Below are 18,095 nucleotides of genomic sequence, written 5' to 3'. Positions count from 1 at the left end.
GGGTCATAATTCCGTCGGTTTTCCGCTCCGAGGCCACGATGAAAGCGTCCCGTTTTTCGTTCCTGCTTGGATTCGGCCTGCTTCCCCTGGGACTGCTTGGCGCCTGCGCGCCGACCCTGCCGACCGTCGCCCCGACCAAGGAGACGGTCTGGCTCGACCAGAACTGGAAGTCCGGCGAACGCTATTGGTATCACCATGCCAGCCAGGGCACCTCGACCTTCCCGATCCCCTATTCCTGGTTCATCTCGCTCGAACAGCCGACCATCTGGATGGGCGGCAAGCCGCCGATGCTGGTGGACGAGTCCTATCTGGCACGGTTCGGCTTCATCCCCAGCCCGAAGCGGCTCGATGACGGCAGCGCGCGACAGTACGGCTACGCGGCCGACGCCGGCTCCGCCAAGGCGGTTCTGGCGGCCTACAGCCAGAGTGCCGAGGAGGTCAATCCCGACGGGCTGCCGGTCGGCTTCGCCCGCACCAAGGGCACCATTGATCCGGCCACCGGCCAGCAGCTTCCCGACCAGATCGGACTGACCTGCGCCGCCTGCCACACCGGCCATATCGAATATAACGGCGTCAGCCTGCGCATCGATGGCGGCCCGGCGGTGACCGACCTGGACAAGCTGACCCAGGCGCTGGGCGTGTCGCTGTTCTATACCAAGATGCTGCCCGGCCGTTTCGACCGCTTCGCCGACCGCGTCCTCGGCCCCGGCCGCACCGCGGAGCAGACGGCGGCCCTTGCCAAGGACTTCGACCAAACCCTGGAAGGGCTCGAAGCGCACACCGCGCGCGCCAATGCCCAGCCCGGCAATCCGGCGGTCACGGAGGGATACAACCGCCTCGACGCCCTGACCCGCATCGGCAACACCGTCTTCACCGACGACCTGCTGGACGGCAAGGTCGATTTCGATCCCTTCGTCAATACCGCCGCCCTCACCGCGCCGGTGAAATTTCCCGCCATCTGGAACGCGTCCTGGTTCGACTGGGTGCAGTATGACGGCTCGATCATGCAGCCGATGGTCCGCAATGCCGGCGAAGCGATGGGGGTCGCGGCGCGGGTCAACCTGTCCAATCCGGACCGCCCACTCTATGCGTCCTCCGTCGCGGTGGAGAATCTCTACCGGATGGAACAGCTTCTGGCTGGTCCCAACCCGCTGGCGCGCAATGCCGATGGCAGCGTCGCCGGCTTCCGCGGCCTGACCGCGCCGAAATGGCCGGAAGCCGTGCTGGGCGGGATCGATCCGGTCAAGCAGGCGCGCGGCGCGGCGCTGTACCGCGAATTGTGCCAGGGCTGCCATCTGCCGCCGGTCAGCGACCCGGCCTTCTGGAGCGCCAAATACTGGATCACGCCGAAGGGCGCCAAGCAGAGCTATCTGAAGGTCAACATCATCAATGTCGGTACCGACCCGGCCCAGGCCAACATCCTGCAAACCCGCAAGGTGCGGGTTCCCGCCTTCCTGAAGGTCGACCCCGGCAGCCTGTGCGGCGGCGAGCCCGGCGCCTCGGTGACGAAGACCTCCTTCGCCAACGCGCTCGGCTATGTCGTCCAGAAGACGGTGGACAGCTGGTATGAGGCGAACGGAATTCCGCCGGCCAGGCGCGAGGAGATGAACGGCAACCGGCCGAACTGTCTCCAGGCGTCCGCCGGCTACAAGGCGCGTCCGCTCAACGGCATCTGGGCGGCGGCGCCCTATCTGCACAACGCCGCCGTCCCCAGCCTCTACGACCTGCTGTCGCCGGCCTCCGAACGGCCGAAATCCTTCTGCCTGGGCCTGCGCAGCTACGATCCGGCCAAGGTCGGCTATCAGACCGACTGCGCCGAGGGCACCTTCACCCTCGACACCACCAAGCGGGGCAACACCAATGTCGGGCACGAGTTCGTCGGCTCCGGCCTGGGCGGCAGCGGCATCATCGGCCGCGGCCTGTCCGCGCAGGAACGTTGGGATCTGGTCGAATATCTGAAGACGCTCTGACCGCGGTCCCGTCCCCCCGCCGCCGGCCCGCACGGCCGGTGGCGGAGTGCTCCTATCGGCCCAGCGCCCGCCTCAGCCGCGCCACCAGCGCCGCCGCGGCGGCCGGGTCATACGGTTCGGCATGGCCGGAGCCCCAGACCGGGCCCGGCCATGCCGGATCGCCGCGCCTGCGCCCGATCACATGGAGGTGCAACTGCGGCACCATGTTGCCCAGCGCCCCGACATTCATCTTGTCGGGCGCGAACAGCCGCTCCACCACTTGGGACGCCTGGACGATCTCCCGCATCAGCACCGCCTGATCGGCCGTGTCCAGCCGATGGATCTCGACCGCCCCCTCCCGCATCGGCACCAGGATCAGCCACGGCCACAGGGCGTTGTTCATCAGCAACACCCGGCAAAGATCCAGATCGGCCACGGGATGGGTGTCGGCTTGTAGCCGTTCGTTAAGGGAAAACATGCTTCACTCCGTTCATGGCCTGCATCGGGCACCGGGATTAACCGGAGGCTGCCCTGTTATAGCCGGCAGTGGCGGGGCAACCGCGAAGCTTGTATAGAAGGCCGTGCGCGCCGGCCATACGGCGCAGCGGCATTCGTTGGACGATTATAGAGTTCGGTCCGAGGAGATGGTCGGGGCGGCAATGCTTCCCTTGTGCCATTTCCACGGGCCGTATCCATGTTTCTGGTGCGGCGAGCGAGAACGACCCACATGCGCAAATCGGCCTTTGCGGTTCTGATTCTGGTGATCCTCGGCAACATCGCCTTCTGGGCGCTGTGGAACCGTCCGGTGGACGAGCGGTCCTGGGCCGGCGCCATCACCGGCGTCGCCTATACCCCCTTCCATTCCGACAAGAGCCCATCGAAGGGCGACAAGGCATCCGCCGACGATATTGAAAAGGACATGGACGCGCTGGAGGGCGCGGTGAAGGCCGTCCGCACCTATTCCACCACCGACGGTTCGGAAATGGTGGCGGCCATCGCCGGCAAGCATGGCCTGCCGGTCACCGCCGGCGCCTGGACCACCGGCAAGCCCGAGATCGACGAGCCGGAGCTGGCCGGCCTGATCAAGCTGGCCCGCGCCAACAGCAACGTCCGCCGCGTTCTGGTCGGCAACGAGGCGATCCTGCGCGCCGACCTGACCGTTCCGCAGGCCATCGACTATATCAAGCGGGTGAAGAAGAAGGTCAACGTCCCGGTCTCCATCGCCGAGCCGTGGCACGTCTGGCTGAAGAACCCGGAACTGGTCGCGGCGGTCGACTTCCTCGCCGTCCACCTGCTGCCCTATTGGGAAGGCGTGCCGGTCGACCAGTCGGTCGACTACGCCATGTTCCGCTACAACGAGCTGAAGCAGAAATACCCCAACAAGCACATCCTGATCGGCGAGATCGGCTGGCCCGCCGACGGCCCGTGGCGCCGGGGCGCCGAGGCCAGCCAGGTCAATCAGGCCAAGTTCATCCGCAATTTCCTGAACGTCGCCGCCCAGAACAAGCTCGATTATTTCATCATGGAGGCCTTCGACCAGCCCTGGAAGCGGGAGATCGAGGGCACCGCCGGCACAAGCTGGGGCCTGTGGGATTACCAGCGCAATCCGAAATTCCCGATGATCGGCGGCGTGCAGGAGATCCGCAACTGGGAGATCAAGTGCGCCACCGCCGTGGCGCTCGGCTTCCTGCCGCTGGTCTTCTTCCTGTGGCGGCGCGGCGACCTCAGGATCGGCGGCCAGATCTTCTACGGCGCGCTGATCCAGGCGGTGGCCTCCGTCCTCGTCTTCACCGTCAGCGCGGCCTCGGCCGCCGGCCTCGCGCTCACCACCGAGATCGCCTGGGGCCTGCTGATCTTCTGTCAGCTGGTGCTGTTCGCGGTGATGCTGATCGACGGCATGGAACTGACCGAGGTCGTCTGGCAGCACAAGTTCAAGCGCAAATTCATCCCCTGCTCCGCCGCCCCGCTGCCCAACGCGGCGAAGGTGTCGATCCATGTGCCCTGCTACAACGAACCGCCGCACATGGTCATGCAGACGCTGGACGCGCTGGCCAGGCTCGACTACCCGAATTACGAAGTCCTGCTGCTCGACAACAACACCAAGGATCCGGCCGTCTGGCGCCCGATCGAGGAATATTGCAAGACGCTGGGGCCGAAGTTCCGCTTCTTCCACCTCGACAACTGGCCGGGCTTCAAGGCGGGCGCCTTGAATTTCGGCCTGGCCCAGACCGCTCCCGACGCCGAGCACATCGCCGTCATCGACAGCGACTATCAGGTCCATCCCGATTGGCTGAAGGCGACGATCCCACACTTCAACCGGCCGGAGGTCGGCTTCGTCCAATCGCCGCAGGATTACCGCGAGTGGGAACATGACCTGTTCCAGCGCATGACCAACTGGGAATATGCCGGTTTCTTCCACATCGGCATGATCCAGCGCAACGAGCGCAACGCGATCATCCAGCACGGCACCATGACCATCATCCGCAAGACGGCGCTGGAGAAGGTCGGCCGCTGGGGCGAATGGTGCATCACCGAGGACGCCGACCTCGGCCTGCGCCTGTTCGAGCATGGCTATGAGGCCGTCTATATGCCGGAAAGCTACGGCAAGGGCCTGGTTCCCGACAGCTTCTCCGCCTACAAGACGCAGCGTTTCCGCTGGGCCTACGGCGCCGTGCAGATCCTGAAGCATCACTGGCGCCAGTTGTCGCCGGGCGCCAAGGAGCTGACCACCGGCCAGAAATACCATTTCATCACCGGCTGGTTGCCCTGGTTCGCCGACGCCGCCCATATGGTGTTCGGCATCGCCGGCATCCTGTGGTCGATCGGCCTGATGGCCTTCCCCAAATATTTCGAGTTCCCGCCCAACGTCTTCATGATCCCGACGCTGAGCGTCTTCGCCTTCAAGGTCGGCGCCTCGCTCTGGCTCTATGAGGCGCGGGTGAAATGCGGCTTCTGGGACAAGGTCGGGGCGGCGGTCGCCGGCATGGCGCTGACCCATACGGTCGGCCGCGCCATGTGGCTGGGCATCTTCACCTCGGGCCGCCCCTTCGTCCGCACGCCGAAATGCGAGAACCAGCCGGCGCTGATGCAGGCCTTCCTGATGGCGCGGGAGGAACTGGTGCTGCTGGTGTCGCTGTGGGGCGCGGCGTTGGCCATCGTCATGGTCTTCGGCCATGAGAACCGTGACGCCTTCATGTGGTCGGGCCTGCTGGTGGTGCAGTCGCTGCCCTATCTCGCCGCCTTCATCACCGCGCTGATCAATGTCTTCCCCACCATCGGCTTCGGCAAGAGCAAGCCCGAGGCCGCCAATGGCGCCGTCGGGGCCGGCGCCGGCGACTGACATGGACCCAAGCCGGCGCTTTCGCATTGACGAAAGCGCCGGCTCTGCCAGACTTTACCGCTTGGGACCCTCTGTTCCGGGAGGCGGCTGATGGCGGGCACTCTCTCCTCCGGCGGCGGCATTGGTCCGCCGGAATTCAGCGTCCGCACCACTGCGGGTGTGGAACGGGCCGGCAGCGCCACCGACCGCAACCACCGCCGCAACCCGCGCAAGGAACAGCAGGACCGCGAGCAGGAGCGGCGCGGCCAGAACCCGCCGAACCCGCAACGCCGACGGCTCTACGACCTTCTGTTCGACGAGGTCGACCAGTTCGACGGGCTGGACGAGGGTCAGCGGAACCGGCTGAAGGACAATCTCCGCAGCCATCTGGCACGGCAGGCCCCGCCACCGCCATCCACCCCCTCCCCGGCCGACCATGACGAGGAGGCGCTGGCCGAAGCGCTGCTGAAGGACCCGGCGGCCCCGGTTCCGGTCGATCCGGAGCATATCGTCAAAGCCGTCACCGCCGCCGCCCCCCAACAGGACCCGGAAACCGCGCGACTGGCGGAACAGCTGCGCGATTGCCTGTCACGCAACAGCGACCGCGCCCGCAAGGTGGCGGTCTATCTCCATCTGCTGCTGACGCTGGAGGGCGCGTTCAGGCCGCACATGGTGGTGGATGTCTGAAGGAGCCGGTTCTATCGGATCGTGATCGGGCTGCCTTATTCCGCATCGACCAGGAACAGGATGCCATGGCTTCCTTCCAGGACACGGTGGCTTTTGCCCGCCGGGACGACGAAAAAGTCACCCGCCGCCATGTTGATCAGCTCGCCTTCGACGTCGAGCGTCATGGCGCCTTCGAGAACGAAAAGCGCCTCGTCGAAATCGGCATGGCTTTCCGATGGAATGCCGGCCTCATCCATGCGGATGATTTTCAGATTGGCTCCGGCGATCTTGCCAACGATCCGCGACCGCCACGCCTGAGGCAGCGTCGCCGTTTCCGCGATCAGATTGATCATCGCTTCCCCCTGAAATCCTTGATCCGCTCCTGAATCCCGCGAGCAGAAGGAAAGCCCGCCGCCCTCACAGACGGCGGGCTTCCGAAGGCAGCGGATGCCTTACTCCGGCGTGGAGGCCTCGCCGTCGGTTTCCGGGGTGCCCATCATGGCATCGGCGACCAGGCCGGCGTTGCCGCGGATCTTGGCCTCGATGGCGTCGGCCATCTCCGGGTTGTTGCGCAGGAAGGTCTTGGCGTTCTCCCGACCCTGGCCGATGCGCGTACCGTCATAGCTGAACCAGGCGCCCGACTTGTCGACCACCCCGGCCTGGATGCCGAGGTCGAGCAGCTCGCCGACCTTCGACACGCCCTCGCCATACATGATGTCGAACTCGACCACGCGGAAGGGCGGGGCCATCTTGTTCTTCACCACCTTGACGCGGGTCTGGTTGCCGACGACGGTGTCGCGATCCTTGATCGAACCGATGCGGCGGATGTCGAGACGGACGGAGGCGTAGAATTTCAGGGCGTTGCCGCCGGTCGTCGTCTCCGGGTTGCCGAACATCACGCCGATCTTCAGGCGGATCTGGTTGATGAAGATGACCAGGCAGTTCGACTTGGCGATGGAGCCGGTCAGCTTGCGCAGCGCCTGGCTCATCAGGCGGGCATGCAAGCCGACATGGCTGTCGCCCATCTCGCCTTCCAGCTCGGCGCGCGGCACCAGGGCGGCCACCGAGTCCACGACCAGCACGTCGATGGCGCCGGACCGTACCAGCGTGTCGGCGATCTCCAGCGCCTGCTCGCCGGCATCCGGCTGCGAGATCAGCAGTTCGTCGATGTTGACGCCGAGCTTGCGGGCATAGGACGGGTCGAGCGCGTGTTCGGCGTCGACGAAGGCACAGGTCCCGCCATTCTTCTGGGCCTGGGCGATGGCGTGCAGAGCCAGCGTCGTCTTGCCCGAGCTTTCCGGACCGTAGATTTCGACGATACGGCCACGCGGCAGGCCGCCGATGCCCAGCGCGATGTCGAGACCCAGCGAGCCGGTGGACACCACCTCCGTCTCGACCAGATTCTCGCGAGCGCCGAGCTTCATGATCGAGCCCTTGCCGAACGCGCGTTCGATCTGGCTCAGGGCGGCATCGAGCGCCTTCTGCTTGTCCATGGAATCCTTCTCGACCAAACGAAGCTGTGCGGACGACATGCCCGGTACCCCTCTCTTAGAACACACGGTCGGCGCTCTTGCAACGAAGCTGAATGTACTCTCTTCGTTCTTGTTTGCAAGAGCTGATGTTTCCGGTGCGTTCCCGTTTTCCGGACGTGGTCCGGGCTATCTCCCTTTCGCCTAGCGCCCGTCGCGGATGACCTCCTTCACCTTGGAGGCAAGCTGCTTCAGCGAGAAGGGCTTGGGCAGGAAATGGGCGACCTCGACCCCGTCGATCTCGCCAAGACGGTCCTCGGCATAGCCGGAAATGAAGATCACGCGCATCTCCGGCCGCAGCTCGTGGACATGGCGGGCCAGCGTCGGACCGTCCATCTGCGGCATCACCACATCGGTGATCAGCAGGTCGATGGAGGCGCCGTTGGCCTCGATCTGCTGGAGTGCCGCCTCGCCATTCTTGGCCTCCAGCACCTGATAGCCCTTGTTGCGCAGCGCGCGGGCGGAGAAGACGCGGACGGCGTCCTCATCCTCCACCAGCAGGATGGTGCCGCTGCCGGTCAGATCGCTGCCGCGCCGCTCACGCGGCTCCGCCACATCGACCGGACGCAGGTCGCCCTGGTGATGCGGCAGCAGGATGGTGAAGGTGGTTCCCTCCCCCACCGCCGAATCGACCAGGACGAAGCCGCCGGTCTGCCGCACAATGCCATAGACCGTCGACAGGCCGAGCCCGGTGCCCGACCCGACCTCCTTGGTCGTATAGAAGGGCTCGAAGATGCGTTGCAGATTCTCGCGCGCGATGCCGCAGCCGGTGTCGATCACATCGATGGAGACGTAGCCGCCGGGCGGAACCGTCTCATGCTCCCGCCGTTCCGGCTCGCTGACGACATGGTTGGTGGTGTTGATGGTCAGCTTGCCGCCGCCGGCCATGGCGTCGCGGGCATTCACCACCAGATTGATGATGACCTGTTCCAACTGGTTCTGGTCGACCTTGACCAGCCCCAGCTCGCGGCCATGGATCATCTTCAACTCGATATTCTCGCCGATCAGCCGGCGCAGCAGGTTCGCCAGCTCCGCCAGCACGTCGGTCACGTTGATGACGCGCGGTTGCAGGGTCTGCTGGCGCGAGAAGGCCAGAAGCTGCCGTACCAGATTGGCGGCGCGGTTGGCGTTCTGCTTGATCTGCATGATATCGCTGAAGGACTGGTCGCCCGGCTTGTGCCGCAGCAGCAGCAGGTCGCAGAAGCCGATCATCGCCGTCAGCAGGTTGTTGAAGTCGTGCGCCACGCCACCGGCCAGCTGGCCGACCGCCTGCATCTTCTGCGACTGGGCGAACTGCGCCTCCAGGCTCTTGCGCTCGGTCATGTCGATGAAGTGCAGGATCAGCCCGACGCCATCCCCCCGCCCCATCTCCATCCGGCCATCGGTGCGGACCGGGTTGGCCAGGCGCCGGGCATAGAGCTGGGCGGTCAGTTCCCGCCCGCCGGACAGCCGCACCTCGAGCGGGTGGGCCGGATCGGCGCCACCCTGCACCGATTTCAGCCGGGTGGTCACCACCTCGCGCTCCGCCGGGACGATCAGCTCGGCCATCGGGCGGTCGATGACGCTGCCGGCCTCGCTGCCGATCAGCGCCAGGAAGGCCTCGTTGCATTCCGTCAGTTGCCCGGTCTCGTCCACCAGGGCGATGCCGATCGGCGCATCCTCGAAAAAACGCTGGAAGCGCTGCTCGGACAGGCGCAACGCCTCCTGCCATTCCCGCTCGGGAGACAGGTCGCGCACCACCGACCGGGTGTGGATGGTGCCGTCGTCGGCATGCACCACGCTCTGAGCCACCGCCACCTGGAAACGCCGGCCACGCAGGCCGACCATGGTCAGCTCGCCGCGCTGCTCGCCGCCGCCGTGATCGAACAGGTCATACGGGGCGGCGGTGAGCGGCGGGGCGGCCAGGATGCCGTGCAGCCGCGCGTCGCCGTCGGTCAGGTCGCCGGGTAGCGCCTCCAGCCACTGGGCCAGCGTGGCGTTGACGAACAGGAACTGGCCGTTCTGGTCGACCGAGAAGAAGCCGACCGGCGCATGCTCCATGAAATCGGCGAGCTTGGCCTGCTCGCGCAGCATGACATGCTCCAGTTCGCGCCTCGCGGTGATGTCCTCGACCCGCCAATGGACGGAACCGGGAAAGCCGCCCACCGGCTGGCCCTGCACCTTGCGCCATTCCGGCGGCTGGCCGTCCAGCGCCGGGATCGCCAGTTCGGCCGAAGCGGCGGCCCCGGCCTTCACCCGCTCCCGCAGACGGCGGAACTCCCGCGCGCTGTCGGGGTCCCCGGCGAACTGACGCGCCAGGGAGTCCAGCGGCCGTTCGCCACGGCGCCAGCCCGCCAGTTCGCGGAAGGCGGCGTTGATGAACACCACCTCCTCCATCCCGTCACAGAGCAGTTGACCCGCCGGCATCCCCTCCAGCGCACCGCCGAGCAGCGCGCCGACGCGCGCCGACCGCCGCACCATGACGATGCTGCGGCCGATCAGCAGAGCCACCCCCAGCGCCGCCAGCAGCGCCCCCAACCAGCCGAGCGCGTCGCTGTCCAGCAGAAGTCCGGCGACCAGCACCAGCAAGCCGGTTGGGGCCGTCGCATACTGCGTGACCATCAGCAGACGGCCGGACGATGCTCCACGCTTCGCCGCGGTGCGTGCCGTGTCGGAAAGGGAAGTTGTGTCGTCCACCAATCGTCAAACCCCACACCGTCTCCCTGGGAAATGCCGCGGACCGGGCACCTCCATCGCGCAGCCAGCGATGGTCGGTTGCCCGCCCCGGTTCCGTCAACCGCCACGGAGCCGGATCAGTTGCGCAACGACCGCCCTTTAAGCTTGAAGACATAGGTAATGACTTCGGCGACCGCCCGATAATGCTCGGATGGGACTTCCTCGTCGATATCGCAAGCGGCATAGAGCGCCCGGGCAAGAGGTGGGTTTTCTATGACCGGAACATTGTTCGATTCGGCGATCTCGCGGATCTTGAAGGCGACCTGATCGACGCCCTTCGCCAGCACCAGCGGCGCGCCCATCTGGCTGGGGTCGTATTTCAGCGCGACCGCGAAATGGGTCGGGTTGGTGACCACCACGTCGGCGTCCGGCACCGCCGCCATCATGCGCTTGCGCGCGCGCTCGAAGCGGATCTGGCGGATGCGGCCCTTGACGACGGGGTCGCCTTCCTGCTGCTTGTGCTCGTCCTTGACCTCCTGCTTGGTCATCTTCATCTGCTTGTCGAACTGCTTCTTCTGCCACAGGAAGTCGCCGGCGGCGATGAAGGTGAGGACGACGAGGACCCAGATCAGCAGGCGGTGGGCCAGCCCGTCCATCTGCGACAGCATGGTGATGAGGTCGATGCCGATATAGGTTTCGATGCCGCCGAACATCGGCCGCAGCGCCATATAGGCGACGCCGCCGACCACCGCCAGCTTGACGATGCTCTTCAGCAGCTCCACCGCCTGGTTGGCCTTGAACATGTTCATCAGGCCGGGCAGCGGGTTCAGCTTGCTGAATTTCGGCTCGATCAACTGCCACGAGACATGGAAGCCGGTCTGCCCGATGGTCGCCATCACGCCGGCCACCACGAACAGCAGGATCGGCAGCCACAGCGCCCACATGACGTCGCGCATGACCCGGAACAGCAGGGCGCCGACGCCGGCCCGGTCGAAGGTGAACTGATCGAGATTCTCGAAATAATAGTTCAGGCGGAAGACCAGCCCCTTCATGGTGCCGGGCAGGACGGAGACCAGGACCACCAGCATCGCCGCGACCATCAACCAGTTCGCGGCCTCGCGGGTCATCGCGAACTGGCCCTGTCTATGGGCCTCGTCGAGCTTTTTGCCTGTCGGGTCCTCTGTTTTGGAGGACTCGTCCGCATCTTCCGACATCGGCGTCCCCCTTCTACAGCGGCTTCAGGAATTCGACGAAGGTCGATTCGAAACGCGACAGCCAGAACAGCATCATCGCCCCCAGCGTCAGCGCGAACATGAAAAGGCCGAGCAGCACCTGGACGGACGTGAAAAGCTGGAAGACCTGCACCTGCGGCGCCAGCTTGTTCAGCAGCCCCAGCGCCAGGGCGAACAGCATGCCGGTGATCAGGAAGGGCGCCGACATCTGCACCCCCATCATGAAGCTCTTGGACACCAGTTGCCCGACCATGTTCGCCATGTCGTCGACCGGGATGGCCGCCCCCGGAACGAAGGTGGCATAGCTGTCGACCACCGCCATGATCAGCAGATGATGCAGATCGGTCGCGAACAGCAGAAGCAACCCAAGCCAACCCATCAGCGAACCGGGAAGCGATCCGGAGCTCGCCAGCGCCGGATTGAAGATCTGCGCGTTGGCCAGACCGCTCTGTAGACTGATGATGGTGCCGGCCACCTCCAGCGCCCCCATCAGCAGCCGGGCGATGGTGCCGAGGAAGATGCCCACCGTCATCTCGCCGGCGACCAGAACCATCAGTTGGAACGGGTTGCCCGGCATCGGCGGCAGCATCGGCCGGATGGTCGGCGCCACCAGCGTGCTGACCGCCAGCGCGAACAGCAGGCGCGCGCGGGTGGGAACGAAGGCGTCGCCGATCGTCGGCATCACGCTGAAGGCGGTGCCGACCCGCAGGAAGACCAACATCCAGACGAAGATCTGTTCGCCCAGAAGCTGTTGCAGAACGCTCATTGGCCGGCCGCGGCGGCGGTCGGTGCGGCGGCCGGCGTCACGCCGGTGCCGGGAGTGAAGGGGGCTCCGCCATTGTCGGTGGCGCCGACGCCGATGGCGACGATGCGGTCGGCGACCTCATGTTCGAAGAACTCGGTCAGCTTGCTCAGCATGAAGGGCATCAGGAGGATGCTGAGACCGAACACCAGAAGAACCTTCGGCACCATGGCGAGCGTCTGCTCGCTGATCTGGGTGACGGCCTGGAAGATCGAAATGACCGTGCCGACCGCCATCATGATGACCAGAATCGGGCCGCAGACAATCACCAGCGTGACGATCGAGGTGCGGCAAATCTCGATGACTTCGGTCTCGTTCATGGCGGAGGACAGGGTTCGGCGAACGGTGTCACATCGGCATGCGCAGGATTTCCTGATAGGCGTTCAGCACCTTGTCGCGCACGGCGGTGACGGTTTGCAGCGTCACCTCGGCGTTGGTCACCGCCTGGACGACGTCGTTCAGGTCGGCCTTGCCGACGGTGGCGAGGGCCGACATGTCCTCGCTCTTCTTCAGGGTGCCGATGCTTTCCTTGGCCGCCTGCTCCAGCACGTCGCCGAAGGAGGCGCCGTCGCGCGCGGCCATGCCGGGGCCGGTCGTCTTGGCGGCGGTGGTGGCGTAGGCCGCGGCGGCGTTCAGCGGATTGATCATGGCGGCGGTTCCGGTCGGTCAGGTGGGTTGGCGGCGAGCAGGAGGGCGGAAATCAAGTGCGCAGGATGTCGATGGTCCGGGTCAGCATCTGGCGCGCCGTATCGATGGCCGACAGGTTGGCTTCATAGCTGCGCTGGGCCTCGCGCATGTCCATCGCCTCCACCACCGAGTTGACGTTCGGCATCAACACATAGCCGTCGGCATCGGCCGACGGGTGGGAAGGATCATAGCGGCGCTGGAAGTCGCTCTTGTCCACATCGACCTTGGCGACGCGGACCTTGTCGACATCCATCGCCCGGTCCAGCTCGTTCTTGAAGACCACCGTCTTGCGGCGATAGGGCAGATCGCCCGGCGTCTCCGCCGTGGTGCTGGCGTTCGCCAGATTCTCCGAAATGACCTTGAGACGGGTGCCCTGCGCCTTCATGCCAGAGGCGGACACCGCCATCGACTTGTAGAGATCCATCGCACCGCCTCCTCAAGAAAACGACCGGCCGGCTCCAACCGATCGGCCGGGACCGCTCAACTGCCCGACCGGATCGCCGACTTGATCATCGCGACCTGCTTCTTATACAGGTTGGTGATGGTCTGGTAATCCATCGAGCTCTGGCTCATCCGCATCATCTGGTCTTCCAGGACAACATTGTTGCCGTCCGGCGCCGTCTCGTACGGGTCGCGCACCTTTTGTTCCTGAGCCATGCCGCCGGCGCCGCGGGTGCCCGCCAGATGCCCCGCGCTGGTGGCCACCGGGGTCAGCCGCCGGTTGTCGCTCAAGGCGTCGCGGAAGCTGAAGGGCTTCAGGTCGCGGCCCTTGTACTCCGGCGTGTCGGCGTTGGCGATGTTCTGCGACAGGACCTCCTGACGCTGGGTCAACCAGTCCATCTTGCGCGACATCAGTTTGAAGATGCCGAGATTTCCGAGGTCCATGGCCCTGATCCCGCCGCTGATCGCCGCCCAAGCGACACCGCCCGAGGCCTGGCATCGCCATAATCCCCGATGGTCGCCGGTTTGCGTTAACGAAGGATGAATCCCTCCCGCCGCAAATCGGCCGGCGCCCCCGCCTTTACAGTTCGTTAAGCCTACCGGTCCAGGATGCGGGCCAGGAAGGACCCCTGGAAAAGGCCGCCTGTTGTCCGCGCACCCCCGCCCTCCCGCCTCGCCGCCGGCCGGCAAGACGCAGCCCCCCGCCCGGCGCCCGGTCGCGGTCGCGCTGAAATACCAGCTGGGCACGGAGACCTTGCCGCGCATCGTCGCCACCGGCAAGGGAACCGTGGCGGAGCAGATCCTGGAGCTCGCCTTCGCCAATGGGGTGAAGGTGCGCGAGGACGCCGATCTGGTCGAAATCCTGTCCGCCATCGAGGTCGACAGCGACATCCCGGTCGAGGCGATCGCCGCGGTCGCGGAGATCCTGGCCCATGTCTATCGCGCCAACGGCACGCTGCCGCCTGATCCGCATCCGGAGGGCGGCATGGAGGAGGACAAGCCGTGACCCGTCCGCCATCCGATCCACCGTCGCCCTCGCGGTCGCCGGACGGCGTCCAGCCCACGGCCTGGTCGGCCGCCGGCCTCGCCGACCAGGCCGTGATGCTTGGCGCGACGCTCGACGACGCGCGGCGGCAGGCGGAGTCCGGCATCCTGATCGACCTCGCCGGGCTGGAGGAGCGCGTCGCCCGCCTCTGTCTGGCGGCGGAGACCCTGCCGCGGGGGGAGGCGCGGACCCTGCTCGGCCCGCTCGGCGATCTGGTCGCCGCACTCGCCCCGCTCGCCGCCGCGCTGACCGACCAGCAGACCCGGCGGGAGGAAGCCATCACCGCGGCATTGGCCGGACGCGACGATCCGCACACCGCCCGCCAGCGCGCCGCCGCCGCCTATGGCGGCCGCGCCGGCGCCCCGGCCGATCCTCCCGACGATACGCCCTGAAACAGAAAGCCCGCAGCTTCCATGGATCTCGACCAGTATATCCGTTTCCTCCTGGCGCTCGTCTTCGTCGTGGCGCTCATCCTGGTGGTCGCCTGGGTGATGCGCCGGGCCGGCATGGCGGGCGGCACGGTGCGGGCACGCGCCCGCCAACGCCGGTTGAGCGTGGTGGAGGCGCTGCCGATCGACGCCAAGCGCCGGCTGATCCTGGTCCGCCGCGACGACCGCGAGCATCTGGTCCTGCTGGGCATCAACGGCGACCTGCTGATCGACAGCGCTCCGGCCGCCGGTTTCGACACCGCGCTCGCCACCGGCGGCGAGCCGCCGGCCGGGAGCGAGCCGCGATGAGCCCGACCATCGCGAACCGACTTCGGCGCCGCTGGAGGCCGCTGACCGCCGGGCTGGCGCTGGCGCTCGGCATCGGTCTGGCGCTGGGCCTGATTTCGGGGTTGAGCGCCGGGCCGGCGCTGGCGCAGAGCCTGACCTTCGACCTGGGCGATGCCGGCGGCACCGCCACCGGCCGCATCGTCCAGACCATCGGCCTGATCACGGTGCTGTCTCTGGCGCCGTCGATCCTGATCATGATGACCGCCTTCACCCGCATCGTCATCGTGCTGTCCTTCCTGCGCAACGCGCTGGGCGTGCAGCAGGTGCCGCCGACCACGGTCATGATGTCGCTGGCGCTGTTCCTGACCTTCTTCGTGATGGCCCCGGTGTTCGAGCGCAGCTACACCCAGGGCATCCAGCCGCTGATGAACCAGGAGATCGACGAGATGGAGGCGTTCCGCCGCACGGTGGCGCCGCTACGCGATTTCATGCTGCACCACACCGCCGAGAAGGATCTGCGCCTGTTCATGGACATGGCCCGTCTCCAGAACGTGCAGGAACCGAACGACATGCCGCTTCATGTCCTGGTTCCGGCCTTCATGATCTCCGAGATCAAGCGCGGATTCGAAATCGGCTTCCTGCTGTTCCTCCCCTTCCTGATCATCGACATGGTGGTGTCGTCCATCCTGATGTCGATGGGCATGATGATGCTGCCGCCGACCATGGTCGCCATCCCGTTCAAAATCATCTTCTTCGTGCTGGTCGACGGGTGGTACCTGATCGCCGGCTCGCTGGCGCGCAGTTTCGGGACGCTCTGAGGCACCCGTATCGCGGGAAGACTCCCGCGCACTTCGTCGCATCCCTGGACACCGGGCGTCGCCGCGCAAGCCCGCGCTGGCGTCCGACGCCGTAAACGCGTATGAGGATGGTGATGCGCGCCGGTGGAGAGGGGGCAAGGATGCCGATCCCGCCGGATGGTTTCGACCGATCCCGCCGCAGGGGGGGCGACGGACCGGGACATCGCCGCAGCAACGGGGCCGCAGCAACGGGCTGCCATCGAACGACGGACCAACTTCGGACCGCAATCACCGCATGACTGAAACCGCTTTGAAGGCCGCGCCGCCCGACACAGGCAAGCTCGCGACGCTGACCCTGGGTGCCCTCGGGGTCGTTTTCGGCGACATCGGGACCAGCCCGCTCTACACGCTGCGCGAATGCTTCGGCGGCGACCACGGCCTGCCGCTGACCCAGGACAACATCCTGGGCATCATGTCCCTGGTGTTCTGGGCCCTGGTGATCGTCGTCACCGTGAAATATGTCGGCTTCGTCATGCGGGCCGACAACAAGGGCGAGGGCGGCATCCTCTCCCTTCTGGCTCTGGCGTCCAAGACGCGGCCGGACGCGTCGGGCCGGCTGACGGTCCTGACGGCGCTTGGCCTGTTCGGCGCCGCGCTGTTCTACGGCGACGGCATGATCACCCCGGCGATGTCGGTGCTCTCGGCGGTGGAGGGTTTGGGCGTGGCCGAGCCGGCCCTGCAATCCGCGGTCGTTCCCTTGACCGTCGCCATCGTCATCGCCCTGTTCACCATCCAGAGTCACGGCACCTCGCGCGTCGGCGCGCTGTTCGGGCCGATCATGCTGATTTGGTTCCTCACCCTCGGCATCCTCGGCCTGATCGAGGTGATCCAGCAGCCGGGCGTCCTGGTCGCCTTCAATCCGGCCTATGCCATCGCGTTTTTCGCGAACAACGGCATCATCGGCTTCCTGGTGCTGGGTGCCGTCGTGCTGGCGGTGACCGGCGGCGAGGCGCTCTACGCCGACATGGGCCATTTCGGCCGGCGGCCGATCCAGGTGGCGTGGCTGGCCGTGGTGCTTCCGGCGCTTCTGCTGAATTATCTGGGCCAATGCGCGCTTCTGCTGAGCGACCCGGCGGCGGTGCGCAGCCCCTTCTATCTGCTGGTCCCGGATTGGGGGCTCTATCCACTGGTAGCCCTGTCCACCGCCGCCGCCGTCATCGCCAGCCAGGCGGTGATCTCCGGCGTCTTCTCGCTCACCCGGCAGGCGGTGCAGCTGGGGCTCTGCCCCCGTCTCGACATCCGCCACACCTCCAACGAGGAGGAGGGGCAGATCTACATCCCCCGCGCCAATTGGGGCCTGCTGGCCGCCGTGCTCGGGCTGGTGCTGGTCTTCCAATCCTCCAGCCGCCTCGCCGCCGCCTATGGCATCGCGGTGACCGGCAACATGATCATCACCACCAGCCTGTTCCTGGTGGTGGCCCGCCGGCGCTGGGGATGGAGCCTGCCGCTCTGCCTCGCCATCGGCGCCGCCTTCCTGATGGTGGAAATCTCCTTCTTCGCCGCCAACGCGGTGAAGATCCCGCATGGCGGCTGGGTGCCGCTGGTGATCGCCTGCATCACGCTTGGGCTGATGGCGACCTGGCGCCGCGGCCGCGCCGTGCTGACCCGCCGGCTGGCCGAGGAATCGCTGCCGCTCGACGCCTTCATCCAGCGCCAGGCCAAGAAGGGCGATATCCACCGGGTGAAGGGAACGGCGGTCTTCATGACCTCCAGTTCCAACACGGTGCCGATCGCGCTGCTGCACAACCTGAAACACAATCAGGTCCTGCACGAGCGCGTCGTCTTCGTCACCGTGCTGGTGGATGACGTGCCGCGCGTCCCCGCCAAGGACCGCGTGCTGGTGGAGGGTCTGGCCGACGGCTTCTACCGCATCACCGTGCGCTACGGCTTCTCGCAGGAGCCGAACATTCCCAAGGCGCTGCGACTGTGCAAGGCCTTCGGGCTGGAGTTCGACGTGATGGCGACCTCCTTCTTCCTGGGCCGCGAGACGCTAATCCCGCAAATGAACTCCCAGATGGCGCTGTGGCGGGAAAAGCTGTTCGTGGTGATGTCGCGCACCTCGGTCAGCGCCACCGACTTCTTCAAGCTGCCGCCCAACCGCGTGGTGGAGCTGGGAACCCAGGTGCAGCTGTAGGCGACGGGAAGAGGCGGCGGCACCGCCAAAGCATTACCTCTTCCGCATCGGGAAAATCCGCGT

18 protein-coding genes are annotated in these 18,095 nt (G+C 66.3%); 8 read left to right on the top strand and 10 right to left on the bottom strand.

All coding sequences use genetic code 11. The features are described from left to right. Positions 1 to 38 precede the first annotated feature (38 nt). Positions 39 to 1,970: a di-heme-cytochrome C peroxidase gene (locus tag AZL_RS06440; protein WP_012973835.1), complete on the top strand. Its 1,932-nt coding sequence runs from the start codon at positions 39 to 41 to the stop codon at positions 1,968 to 1,970. A gap of 52 nt (positions 1,971 to 2,022) precedes the next feature. On the opposite strand, the gene AZL_RS06435 is transcribed toward AZL_RS06440, so the two are convergent. Next, positions 2,023 to 2,427, bottom strand: coding sequence for an HIT domain-containing protein (locus AZL_RS06435; RefSeq protein WP_012973834.1), 405 nt, complete (start codon positions 2,425 to 2,427; stop codon positions 2,023 to 2,025). Between the two features lie 249 nt (positions 2,428 to 2,676). Here AZL_RS06435 and AZL_RS06430 point away from each other — a divergent pair, with 249 nt between their 5' ends. Together AZL_RS06430 and AZL_RS06425 are read left to right on the top strand one after the other, a co-directional pair. Continuing rightward, positions 2,677 to 5,289 (top strand): glycosyltransferase family 2 protein, encoded by a 2,613-nt coding sequence (locus AZL_RS06430; RefSeq protein ID WP_012973833.1) that lies wholly within the window; start codon positions 2,677 to 2,679, stop codon positions 5,287 to 5,289. Between the two features lie 90 nt (positions 5,290 to 5,379). Next, entirely contained in the window at positions 5,380 to 5,955 is a 576-nt protein-coding gene (locus AZL_RS06425; RefSeq protein ID WP_012973832.1) for a hypothetical protein, read from the top strand. Positions 5,956 to 5,990: 35 nt separating this feature from the next. Here the strand turns inward: AZL_RS06425 and AZL_RS06420 are convergent, their stop codons facing one another. The 9 genes from AZL_RS06420 to flgB all read right to left on the bottom strand — a co-directional run bounded on the left by AZL_RS06420 (position 5,991) and on the right by flgB (position 13,724). After that, a complete protein-coding gene (locus AZL_RS06420; protein ID WP_012973831.1) occupies positions 5,991 to 6,287 on the bottom strand; it encodes a cupin domain-containing protein in 297 nt (98 codons plus the stop codon). Between the two features lie 99 nt (positions 6,288 to 6,386). After that, on the bottom strand, positions 6,387 to 7,466 hold the full coding sequence (gene recA / locus AZL_RS06415) for a recombinase RecA (protein ID WP_012973830.1): 1,080 nt from the start codon (positions 7,464 to 7,466) through the stop codon (positions 6,387 to 6,389). A 141-nt stretch (positions 7,467 to 7,607) separates the two neighbouring features. Beyond that, a complete protein-coding gene (locus AZL_RS06410; protein ID WP_012973829.1) occupies positions 7,608 to 10,139 on the bottom strand; it encodes an ATP-binding protein in 2,532 nt (843 codons plus the stop codon). Between the two features lie 116 nt (positions 10,140 to 10,255). After that, entirely contained in the window at positions 10,256 to 11,332 is a 1,077-nt protein-coding gene (gene flhB, locus AZL_RS06405; RefSeq protein ID WP_012973828.1) for a flagellar biosynthesis protein FlhB, read from the bottom strand. 13 nt (positions 11,333 to 11,345) lie between these two features. Beyond that, positions 11,346 to 12,116, bottom strand: a complete 771-nt coding sequence (gene fliR / locus AZL_RS06400; RefSeq protein WP_012973827.1) for a flagellar biosynthetic protein FliR — start codon at positions 12,114 to 12,116, stop codon at positions 11,346 to 11,348. Next, complete coding sequence (locus AZL_RS06395) at positions 12,113 to 12,472, bottom strand: flagellar biosynthetic protein FliQ (RefSeq protein WP_012973826.1); 360 nt, start codon at positions 12,470 to 12,472, stop codon at positions 12,113 to 12,115. The genes fliR and AZL_RS06395 overlap by 4 nt, the downstream gene beginning before the upstream one ends. Positions 12,473 to 12,500: 28 nt before the next feature. After that, entirely contained in the window at positions 12,501 to 12,800 is a 300-nt protein-coding gene (gene fliE / locus AZL_RS06390) for a flagellar hook-basal body complex protein FliE (RefSeq protein WP_012973825.1), read from the bottom strand. 52 nt (positions 12,801 to 12,852) lie between these two features. Beyond that, complete coding sequence (gene flgC, locus AZL_RS06385) at positions 12,853 to 13,263, bottom strand: flagellar basal body rod protein FlgC (protein ID WP_012973824.1); 411 nt, start codon at positions 13,261 to 13,263, stop codon at positions 12,853 to 12,855. A 56-nt stretch (positions 13,264 to 13,319) separates the two neighbouring features. Next, positions 13,320 to 13,724, bottom strand: a complete 405-nt coding sequence (gene flgB / locus AZL_RS06380) for a flagellar basal body rod protein FlgB (protein ID WP_012973823.1) — start codon at positions 13,722 to 13,724, stop codon at positions 13,320 to 13,322. 202 nt (positions 13,725 to 13,926) lie between these two features. Here flgB and AZL_RS06375 point away from each other — a divergent pair, with 202 nt between their 5' ends. The 5 genes from AZL_RS06375 to AZL_RS06355 all read left to right on the top strand — a co-directional run bounded on the left by AZL_RS06375 (position 13,927) and on the right by AZL_RS06355 (position 18,032). Further along, the gene (locus AZL_RS06375) at positions 13,927 to 14,286 is read left to right on the top strand and encodes an EscU/YscU/HrcU family type III secretion system export apparatus switch protein (RefSeq protein WP_012973822.1); all 360 of its coding nucleotides are present in this window, start codon (positions 13,927 to 13,929) and stop codon (positions 14,284 to 14,286) included. Further along, positions 14,283 to 14,717, top strand: coding sequence for a hypothetical protein (locus AZL_RS06370; protein ID WP_042442678.1), 435 nt, complete (start codon positions 14,283 to 14,285; stop codon positions 14,715 to 14,717). The genes AZL_RS06375 and AZL_RS06370 overlap by 4 nt, the downstream gene beginning before the upstream one ends. A 21-nt stretch (positions 14,718 to 14,738) precedes the next feature. Beyond that, a complete protein-coding gene (locus AZL_RS06365) occupies positions 14,739 to 15,062 on the top strand; it encodes a FliO/MopB family protein (protein ID WP_012973821.1) in 324 nt (107 codons plus the stop codon). Further along, on the top strand, positions 15,059 to 15,859 hold the full coding sequence (fliP, locus tag AZL_RS06360) for a flagellar type III secretion system pore protein FliP (RefSeq protein WP_012973820.1): 801 nt from the start codon (positions 15,059 to 15,061) through the stop codon (positions 15,857 to 15,859). Before AZL_RS06365 ends, fliP begins: the two co-directional genes overlap by 4 nt. A gap of 274 nt (positions 15,860 to 16,133) precedes the next feature. Continuing rightward, positions 16,134 to 18,032: a potassium transporter Kup gene (locus AZL_RS06355; RefSeq protein WP_012973819.1), complete on the top strand. Its 1,899-nt coding sequence runs from the start codon at positions 16,134 to 16,136 to the stop codon at positions 18,030 to 18,032. Positions 18,033 to 18,095: the final 63 nt, after the last annotated feature.

Origin of the sequence: Azospirillum sp. B510 (assembly GCF_000010725.1) — a bacterium.
GTDB classification, from domain to species: Bacteria; Pseudomonadota; Alphaproteobacteria; order Azospirillales; family Azospirillaceae; genus Azospirillum; species Azospirillum lipoferum_B.
Note: the sequence above shows the minus strand (reverse complement) of the source record. Positions and strands in the feature narration are given on the sequence as shown.

What these genes read in the sequence shown, in the direction of transcription:
- AZL_RS06440 (WP_012973835.1), top strand. Translation starts at nt 39, where the DNA reads ATGAAAGCGTCCCGTTTTTCGTTCCTGCTTGGATTCGGCCTGCTTCCC.
- AZL_RS06435 (WP_012973834.1), bottom strand. Translation starts at nt 2,427, where the DNA reads ATGTTTTCCCTTAACGAACGGCTACAAGCCGACACCCATCCCGTGGCC.
- AZL_RS06430 (WP_012973833.1), top strand. Translation starts at nt 2,677, where the DNA reads ATGCGCAAATCGGCCTTTGCGGTTCTGATTCTGGTGATCCTCGGCAAC.
- AZL_RS06425 (WP_012973832.1), top strand. Translation starts at nt 5,380, where the DNA reads ATGGCGGGCACTCTCTCCTCCGGCGGCGGCATTGGTCCGCCGGAATTC.
- AZL_RS06420 (WP_012973831.1), bottom strand. Translation starts at nt 6,287, where the DNA reads ATGATCAATCTGATCGCGGAAACGGCGACGCTGCCTCAGGCGTGGCGG.
- recA (WP_012973830.1), bottom strand. Translation starts at nt 7,466, where the DNA reads ATGTCGTCCGCACAGCTTCGTTTGGTCGAGAAGGATTCCATGGACAAG.
- flhB (WP_012973828.1), bottom strand. Translation starts at nt 11,332, where the DNA reads ATGTCGGAAGATGCGGACGAGTCCTCCAAAACAGAGGACCCGACAGGC.
- fliR (WP_012973827.1), bottom strand. Translation starts at nt 12,116, where the DNA reads ATGAGCGTTCTGCAACAGCTTCTGGGCGAACAGATCTTCGTCTGGATG.
- AZL_RS06395 (WP_012973826.1), bottom strand. Translation starts at nt 12,472, where the DNA reads ATGAACGAGACCGAAGTCATCGAGATTTGCCGCACCTCGATCGTCACG.
- fliE (WP_012973825.1), bottom strand. Translation starts at nt 12,800, where the DNA reads ATGATCAATCCGCTGAACGCCGCCGCGGCCTACGCCACCACCGCCGCC.
- flgC (WP_012973824.1), bottom strand. Translation starts at nt 13,263, where the DNA reads ATGGATCTCTACAAGTCGATGGCGGTGTCCGCCTCTGGCATGAAGGCG.
- flgB (WP_012973823.1), bottom strand. Translation starts at nt 13,724, where the DNA reads ATGGACCTCGGAAATCTCGGCATCTTCAAACTGATGTCGCGCAAGATG.
- AZL_RS06365 (WP_012973821.1), top strand. Translation starts at nt 14,739, where the DNA reads ATGGATCTCGACCAGTATATCCGTTTCCTCCTGGCGCTCGTCTTCGTC.
- fliP (WP_012973820.1), top strand. Translation starts at nt 15,059, where the DNA reads ATGAGCCCGACCATCGCGAACCGACTTCGGCGCCGCTGGAGGCCGCTG.
- AZL_RS06355 (WP_012973819.1), top strand. Translation starts at nt 16,134, where the DNA reads ATGACTGAAACCGCTTTGAAGGCCGCGCCGCCCGACACAGGCAAGCTC.